This is a genomic window from Pseudomonas sp. HMSC057H01 (assembly GCF_001836405.1).
Lineage (GTDB): Bacteria > Pseudomonadota > Gammaproteobacteria > Pseudomonadales > Pseudomonadaceae > Pseudomonas > Pseudomonas aeruginosa.
In genome coordinates this window covers 24,614-25,324 of the sequence record NZ_KV828522.1, presented here as the reverse complement: position 1 = coordinate 25,324, position 711 = coordinate 24,614, and the positions used below count along the sequence as shown (strand labels likewise).

The window sequence follows — 711 nt, the reverse complement described above, 5'->3', positions numbered from 1 at the left end:
CGGTCAGGGTCACGGTAGCGCCCGGCTCGGCGGTGCCGCTGAGCGTGCTGCCGTTGCTCGGGTTGAGCACCGGAGCCGCCGGGGCCTGCGAGTCCACGGTGACGCTGGCGCCCGGGCTGCTATTGCCGGCGGCGTCCTGGGCCACCACGTTGACCACGGTGCCGTTGGCGATCGGCGTGGACGGGGTGTAGGTCCAGTTGCCGCTGCCGTCGGCAGTGACCTCGGCGATCGGATTGCCGTTGCCGTCGGTGAGAATCACCGTGCTGCCCGGTTCCGCAGTGCCGCTGAGGCTGCTGCCGTTGCTCAGGTTGACGGTCGGCGTGGCCGGCGCCACGCCATCGACGGTGGTGCTGCCCTGGCCGCTGGTGTTGCCCGCCGGATCGGTGGCCGTGGCGTTGACCACGGTTCCATCCGCCAGCGGCGTGGACGGGGTGAAGCTCCAGTTGCCGCTGCCATCGGCGGTGACCTGCCCGATCGGGTTGCCGTTGCCATCGGTCAGAGTCACGCTGCTGCCCGGCTCGGCGGTGCCGCTGAGCGTCGTGCCGTTGCTGGGGTTGATCACTGGCGTGGCCGGGGCTACCGAGTCCACGGTGACACTGCTGCCCGCACTGGTGTTGCCGGAGGCGTCGGTGGCCGTGGCGTTGACCACGGTGCCGTTGGGCAACGGCGTGGTCGGAGTGAAGCTCCAGTTGCCGCTGCCGTCGGCGGTGA

At 71.0% G+C, this 711-nt stretch carries 1 protein-coding gene; it reads right to left on the bottom strand.

Annotation, left to right across the window (positions count from 1 at the left end):
- Positions 1–711: Ig-like domain-containing protein (locus HMPREF2581_RS29670; RefSeq protein WP_256565222.1), on the bottom strand; the 711-nt coding region annotated here is incomplete at both ends.